The organism is Vibrio sp. 10N.286.51.C3, assembly GCF_003050065.1.
Taxonomy (GTDB): Bacteria; Pseudomonadota; Gammaproteobacteria; order Enterobacterales; family Vibrionaceae; genus Vibrio; species Vibrio crassostreae.
Map to the genome: position 1 here is coordinate 118,953 of NZ_PIGC01000017.1, position 7,716 is coordinate 126,668.

Sequence of the window (7,716 nt, forward strand, 5' to 3'; positions counted from 1 at the left end):
AAAAATTTGCCTCAAATACTAAAACAGCCTGAGACGTATAACACGAGTCAGGCTATTTGCTATATTTATCACATAGTTAAGCAAGCAACAACTCGACTATGGTTTATCTGTTCACTTAGCTAGAATTGCCAAATAGCTAAAAAGTGTGTGCTAGTTTTTCGTTTTCATCTAAAACTGGACACTATCGCTGCAAGTTATATTTACGCATTTTTTCAACCAGAGTGGTTCTGCGCATTCCAAGCATGTCAGCAGCACGGGCAACAATGCCTCCTTGCGCTTCCAAGGCTTGATTGATCATATTCACTTCCATATCCGCGAGTAACTCTTTCAGGTTAACCCCTTCTGGCGGTAACTCTTGAGGTGCATTGGCGTTGTCGGCAAGTTCATCTTGCTGATCAAAGCTGAAATCTTCTGCGAACAAGTCGGAAAGTGCATCACGCTCTTGCTCTTCTTCAGATACAAAGCTATTAAACTCAGGCTGGAACTCAGGAATATCGCTGTATCGATATTTAGTTGGAAGGTGATTCACATCAACCAAGCTGTTTGGATACAGGATAACCATTCGCTCAACCAGGTTCGCTAATTCACGAACGTTACCTGGCCAGTAGTGCTCCATTAGAGAGTTAATCGCACGAGCGGTAAAGCAGATAGGCATGCTGCCTTCCGCTTCCATTCGAGTCATCAACTCTTGAAGCAACAGTGGAATATCTTCTTTACGGTCCTGAAGCGCCGGCATTTCGATTGGGAACACGTTCAAGCGGTAGTAAAGATCTTCACGGAACAAATCATCATCGATCATATCTTCAAGGTTGCGGTGGGTTGCCGCAATCACACGAACATCAGCTTGTATGGTGCTGTTACCACCGACGCGTTCAAAGCATCGCTCTTGCAGTACACGCAACAACTTAACTTGCATCGCCATTGGCATATCGCCAATTTCATCAAGAAACAGTGTGCCACCCTCAGCCAATTCAAAACGACCTTTACGTGCGGTAATCGCACCAGTAAACGCACCCTTCTCATGACCAAACAATTCACTCTCAAGTAAATCTGGTGGGATAGCACCACAGTTTACCGGCACGAAAGGCCCAGTACGACGTTTAGAGTGATAGTGAATATTACGCGCTACAACTTCTTTACCGGTACCAGATTCACCAAGAATCAGCACGTTCGCTTCCGTAGAAGAGACTTGTTCAATTAAGTGACGTACTTCTTGAATGCCAGCACTTTGTCCTACTAGGCTACGAAATAGAGTGTTCTTGCGTGCCGAAGACACCACTTGAACACCTTTGCGACCTAAGAAGTCTTTACAGTGTCTTAATGCATCACTTAATTGAGGGTAGTTAAGAGGAAGTTCAAGCTCACCAACATAGTTAGTCAACTCGTCAACCGGGTGATTGTTTTTGCCAATCACCAGTAAAGGGATGTGATTGGCGTGAACAAGCTTTTCGTTCAGTAATGCGTTGAAGCCTTTACCTTTAATGGTACCAATAATGCAGCCGGCCCACTGTAGTGACCAGTCAACTTTACGTGCTTGTTCAGAGCTGATTACTTCGCAGCTCTCTCCTACAAACTCTAATATTGTGCTTAAATTGTGACGATCTTGAGCGCTATCGTCGACGACAAGCAGTTTTGCCAAACCTTGCATAAGTAGGAATTATTGCCTTTATTTTGGTGCGATGCGGAAAAACGGTGAGCGACGTAGTCTATAAAACAATGAAAAGTATCAATGATTATGGTCTACGTGGACAAATTTAGGAAATCAGCAACGAAAAAAGCCATTAGGCTATCTAATGGCTTCTATTTTATTTGATTAAAAAAATAAGGCAACCAACCAATTAAGGGATATGAGATTGGTTAAAACTGCAATTTTTCTTTAAATACCTACGTCAGCAGACGTCAAGTTGTGATATTCGTTCGGAATTTGGTCCCAAGCGCTCTTAATTTCGCGAATAATATCGATAACATCATCAATAGGCTGTGGGTCATTTTTGTGATTTGCCGCAGAAATTTGCGTGATCATGAACTCATAAAGTTGATCTAGGTTTTTCGCAATATCGCCACCATCGTCCATAGATAGGCAACTGCGTAGGCTAATAATGATATCTAGAGCCTTACCAAGTCGCTCACCTTTCACCGGGATGTTACCCGCTTGCATTGCCGCTTTACCTTGAATCAAACGCTCGATAGCACCTGCCATTAGCATCTGTACAATCTTATGCGGTGAAGCAGCCGTTAGCTGACTATCCACTGATACCTTTTTATATGCCTGTAAAGAACCGCGCATAGTAAACCTCTTCTATAAAAACTTTTTGTATTGTTGAACTGATTTAGCACCGTGACGATATTTGTGTAGGGCCTTACCTACTCGACTCGTCTCAGACTGCATCAATTCGACTAATTTTCTGGTTCTGATAATGGCTTCAAACCATTCAGAACTTTGCTTAACGTCGGGGTGTGAGTCGATTATTTGAAGCACGTTTTGCAATAACTGTTCTCTGTTATCGACAAGCAGCGTTATTTCTTCAGCATTAATTTCACTAAATTCAAGCTTAGAGAGAATTAATTGATCGAGTTCACAAAGCTCTTTTAGCTGGCTATTCATCTATTAGCCCAACGCATTCATCATACTGCCCAACTGAGATTGCATCTTACTGGTCGCATCTTGCATGGCCGTAAACTTAGAGTGGGTACGGCTCTCAAGGCTGTCCATGCGGCGGTCAAGCGCGCTTTGGTCATCTGCTAGGCGGTAATTTTGCTCGACCAAGCTCTTTTCTCGAGTACGGATTGAACCCGTGATACCTGTAATGCCTTGAATCGCGTCTTCCACTTTTTTGGCGAAGCCGTTGTTGCCACCAAAGAACTCACCCAACTTATCAAAGTTATTGTTAAGTTGACGGTCAAGCATGTCGTAGTTGATTTCTAACGAGCCTTGTCTTGTGGTCGTGATACCAAACTCGGTCAAAGATTTTAGGTTATCAGGCGCGCCTTCAATGCTTGATGAGAACACACCTTTTAATCGTGAGTCGGCGTTACGCACGGTACTGTCACCAGACAGCGGGCCTTTTTGGCCAGTCGTTGGGTCAACACCCGCCAAGTTTTTAGACACTTGGTAAAACTGATTATAAGAATTAACAAAAGCTTCAATGTCTTGGCGAACACTATTACGGTCGTACTCCACACCAATTTCTGCCGGCGGCTTATCTTTAGGTGTTTTTCCTTTTACCGTAATATCGATGCCTTCCACGGCATCTTCAATCACATTGTTGTTACTTGAGAGCTGAGCAACGCCATCCAAGACAACCATTGAATCTTGTCCGGCTTGAACTTCCGTCATACCACTGTAGGTATCGAAAGACTCTTGAGCCTGAGCAAGATCAGCTTGTGCTTTATCGACCTTCTCTAATTGCTCACGCTCTTCCGGATCGAGTTTGGCACGTTCAATTTTTTTGGCTTGTTCAGCGGTCAATTCGCCTTTTTGAACTTTCTCAGCGAGCTCTGCTTTTTCTTGTGAGATCTTTTCTTCGATACGCGCTTGTTCAGCCTCTAGCTTTTGCTGGGCTTCTTTTGGCGTCACGTAAGAATCTGTCAACGTACCTGAAGCAGCATTTGACCACCCCGGCACATCAGGAGCTTTCTCTATCGCTTTTTCATCAAGCTCAAGTTCAGGTGTGTAGTAAGAATCAAGAAGCGTACCAGATGCAGTTTCCGTCCAACCTGGGATATTGTCTTCCGGCATGACAGATTTTGCCGCTTTAGCTGCATCAAGGGCAGCTTGTCCGTCGGCGGCGGCTTGCTCACCGTAGCTAAGGCTTTGAGAGCCTTCATCAGCTAATGAAGTAGCGTCGGTCTGGGATGCAGGAAGGGCATTACCGTCTTCATCGATTGTTTCACTCGCATTTGGATCATCGTTCGAAATTACGTCATCAACGAGTTGTGCGGCTTTTCCTGCAGGAGTTAGAGCAAGAACATCTTGAGCTGCAAGGCGCGCTTTCTCTAAAGCTTTAACGCGCTCTTCAAGAGTTTTGTATTCGAGTTTTTTTAGGGGATTAGCGGCATCTGACTCAACGTTGATGCTGATCTGCTGGTCTGAACCAGACTGATTCGAGGCAACGATAAGTCGTGGGCCTTCAACATCGTTGATAATAGATGCACGAACGCCTGGGTTGCTATCTGCACCGTTTATACTGCGAACAACATCGATAAGTTTCGATCTGTCGCCAACTTGCACATCAAAGCTGTCATCACCAAGCGAAACCTGCAGCTTACCTGGGCCAAATTTCATGTCCTCTGACAGTACATCAGAAGCCACTTTATGGCTTTGGGCAAGCTGCAACACATCGATGGCATATTTGCCAGCGATCGCTTCGGTAGTCGCGGTTGCAGAGACAAGAGCTTCATCAGTACTTTCCACTGTTCGCACAGCGAAAGCTTTTTCCTGACGAAAGTTTGTCATCAGGTTTTTCATCGAATCGAGGGATTCTCTGAGTCTTCCATAGGCACTAATGCTGGTATCGATTCGCGTTCGTTCATTGTCAATTCGTTGCTGTTTAGGTACACGCTCCGAATCAACAATTTTGCTGACCATGGAATTGATATCCATGCCAGACGAAATCCCCATTGGGCCAAAACTCATTAAACCACCTCAATAATACGACTTAAACCTTCACCTCAAATATTCGACTATTTGAGTTTTGGGCTGCTAGGCGTCTTAGAATTTCAAGCATTTCTTCATCGGGTATTTGGCGAATAATATCACCGGTTGTGGTCTCATAAATGGTCACCACATCCCTACCCGACTCTTCATCGACCTTAAAGGCAACACCCTTATTGAGGGAGGAGATAAACTCGTTTACCTTCTCCACCATTTTGACTCGCTCTTCATCATTTAGCTCTTGTCTATGTTGAGCTAATTGAATCGCTGCTTCGGTAGCTTCCTCTTTCGATTTCTCTACCTTGCCATAAGATGTTGCTTCTTTTAGTCGCGAAATACTCGACGCACTACTACCTTCATCGCTTGCAATTTTAATGCCATTAGGTGAGCCATAAGGCTGGATGTTCGATGCGTTGGATGATATTTCCATAACACTCTCCCTCCCTCCTTTATGAGCCATACAGTAAAACTCTACCCAGAGTAGAGTTTACCGCTACTTACCGAGGTAAGTTTAGCCCAATAAGCTTAGAGCTGCTGATGGTGATTGTTTTGCTTGAGCTAGGATAGAAGTACTCGCCTGTTGTAGGATTTGAGACTTAGTCATAGCTGTTGTTTCTTTCGCGTAATCGGTATCTTTGATACGGCTCTTAGACGCATTAACGTTTTCGTTAATATTATCTAAGTTGCTAATTGCATGGTCAAAACGGTTTTGGAAAGCACCAAGAGATGCGCGGTTACTATCAACAGATTTTAGTGCGCCATCAATGATAGATACCGCTTCGTTTGCACCTGCAACCGATGTTACGTCGATATCGTTAACAGTAACGTCTTTACCTGCACCGATACCTAATTCACCAGCAAGACTGCCACCGAACTCAACATCACCATCAACTTTTTGGCTTGAAGCGAAAAGTTGCAGTTTACCGCCTTCGCCTACCGACGCTTTAACGTCTTGGCTTTGACCGTTGATGTAAGTTGCTAGCTCTTCCATATCGTTGCCTTCCTTCGCAGAAATAGACAACTCTTGTGCTTCACCAAACTTATCGTTGTATTTGATCGTTAAGTCAGCACCAGCACCTACACGCCAAGAAGCATCTTTGCCTTCTGTAACGCCGTAGCTCTTACCACCCATGTCTTGAGTGTCGGTACGCATGTTGTTCATAGTCAGCATTACTGCTTCACCAGAATCTGCACCGATTTGGAAAGATTGGCTGCCGTAAGTACCGTTAAGAAGCTTATTACCACCAAAAGAGGTCGTTTCAGCAATACGGTTAAGTTCTGTATTTAGAGCAGAGACTTCTTCTTGGATCGCAACACGTTCAGATTTGCTGTTTGAACCATTTGAAGATTGAAGAGAAAGGTCACGCATACGTTGCAGAATGTTGGTTGACTCATTCATTGCACCTTCAGCTGTCTGTGCAATAGAGATACCGTCATTCGCGTTTTTCACAGCCATATCTAGGCCACGGCTTTGCGACGTTAAGCGGTTAGAGATTTGTAGGCCAGCAGCATCATCTTTTGCGCTATTGATTTTATAGCCAGAAGACAAACGCTCCATTGATTTTTGAGTACCTTCAGCCGCGCTATTTAGGTAGCGCTGAGCCGTCATTGCAGACACATTTGTGCTTACATTAATCGCCATAGTTGATCTCCTTTAGGCATTTTTAATGTACTTATGTGACTCTCACCTCACACAAATACATGTCAATTTTGTTTATGCACCAGTGTCTCTCTCACCTTACATTGGTACATATCATTTCTCTCAATCCCTTTAACGGCCCCTTAATTAGAAGCTTTAATAAAAAATGCGCTTTTTTTCATATTCTTTTCAACAACAAAGGAAAGTGTGATCGGGCTTCAATTAATAGGGCGACATTCGCTAAAGTTTCCCGTTTTCTTGATTATTGAGCGTGGTGTTGAATATAAAACCAAAAGAGATCCCTGAGATCTCGTTCTATTCGATTCTGGGATGACGATGAATCTTCTCATCGACCAATAAGTAGCTCGTCACTCCCTAGAATGATAAGCGAGAACTAAACAAGTCCGCTCATTAAAAGTCAGATTCCTGATACCTCGTTTTACTCGGTTCTGGAATGACGAAAGGTAGCTTCGGTACAATAAGCGATGAAATTATCATTTCCCGATCCCGTCATTCCCTACAGTGAGGAACGAGCGTGATAGGGAATCTCGCTTTTGCTTCTGTTTACCCGCACTACACTTTTCCAAATACACCTTCACCAAATTTCAGGCAATAAAAAACCCAGCCGAAGCTGGGTCTGTTTAGCGCTCATCTCTCACCACGAGCTAATTTGTGGAAGCCTAACGTTAACGCTTATGATCAAAACTACTTATAGTCAACGTGGCCTTTCAATCGATTAACCTAGTAGGCTAAGTGCCGAGTTCGGTGCTTGCTTCGCTTGAGCAAGAATCGAGCTTGAAGCTTGAGAAAGGATCTGAGACTTAGTCATCTGAGTCGTTTCTTTCGCGAAGTCGGTATCTTTAATACGGCTCTTAGATGCATTAACGTTTTCGTTAATGTTGTCTAAGTTGCTGATAGCGTGGTCGAAACGGTTTTGGAAAGCACCCAGTTCAGCACGGTGGCTGTCGACATACTTAAGTGCCGCATCGATAACCGCTACAGACTCTTGTGCGCCGCCAACAGACGTTACGTCGATAGTATCAACCGTTACGTCTTTGCCAGGTTGCATGCCTAGTTCGCCAGCAAGGCTACCAGAGAATGCCACTTCGCCTTCAACTTTGTTGTTACCAGTAAACATTTGTAGCTTACCATCTTCAGTTACAGACGCTTTCACAGAGTCTTGTTGACCGTTGATGTAAGTTGCTAGCTCTTCGATGTCGTCACCCGCTTTTGCGCTGATGTCGATTTCTTGTGCTTGACCGAAGTTATCAGTGAACGACAGTTTTAGGTCGTTAGAGCCAGCTTGAACGTTCCAATCTTTGTCTTTCGCGTTCTCAGTTTGGTAGCTCTTACCACCCATCTGAGCATTATCAGAGCGCATGTCTTTCAGTTGAAGCATTACCGCTTCACCGTTATCCGCACC

7 protein-coding genes are annotated in these 7,716 nt (G+C 44.1%); all 7 read right to left on the bottom strand.

From position 1 onward, the window contains the following. Positions 1-181: 181 nt before the first annotated feature. On the bottom strand, positions 182-1,648 hold the full coding sequence (locus CWO27_RS17730) for a sigma-54 dependent transcriptional regulator (protein ID WP_048661523.1): 1,467 nt from the start codon (positions 1,646-1,648) through the stop codon (positions 182-184). Positions 1,649-1,876: 228 nt separating this feature from the next. Beyond that, positions 1,877-2,287 (bottom strand): flagellar export chaperone FliS, encoded by a 411-nt coding sequence (gene fliS, locus CWO27_RS17735; protein ID WP_004736194.1) that lies wholly within the window; start codon positions 2,285-2,287, stop codon positions 1,877-1,879. Between the two features lie 12 nt (positions 2,288-2,299). Further along, positions 2,300-2,605, bottom strand: a complete 306-nt coding sequence (locus tag CWO27_RS17740; RefSeq protein WP_048661524.1) for a flagellar protein FliT — start codon at positions 2,603-2,605, stop codon at positions 2,300-2,302. A 3-nt stretch (positions 2,606-2,608) separates the two neighbouring features. Continuing rightward, the gene (gene fliD, locus CWO27_RS17745) at positions 2,609-4,636 is read right to left on the bottom strand and encodes a flagellar filament capping protein FliD (RefSeq protein ID WP_102432856.1); all 2,028 of its coding nucleotides are present in this window, start codon (positions 4,634-4,636) and stop codon (positions 2,609-2,611) included. Positions 4,637-4,658: 22 nt separating this feature from the next. After that, entirely contained in the window at positions 4,659-5,084 is a 426-nt protein-coding gene (gene flaG / locus CWO27_RS17750) for a flagellar protein FlaG (protein ID WP_048661526.1), read from the bottom strand. Positions 5,085-5,165: 81 nt separating this feature from the next. Beyond that, positions 5,166-6,296, bottom strand: coding sequence for a flagellin (locus CWO27_RS17755; RefSeq protein WP_048661527.1), 1,131 nt, complete (start codon positions 6,294-6,296; stop codon positions 5,166-5,168). A gap of 733 nt (positions 6,297-7,029) precedes the next feature. Further along, positions 7,030-7,716, bottom strand: a 687-nt coding sequence (locus tag CWO27_RS17760; RefSeq protein ID WP_107899309.1) for a flagellin, incomplete at its 5' end; no start/stop codon positions are given.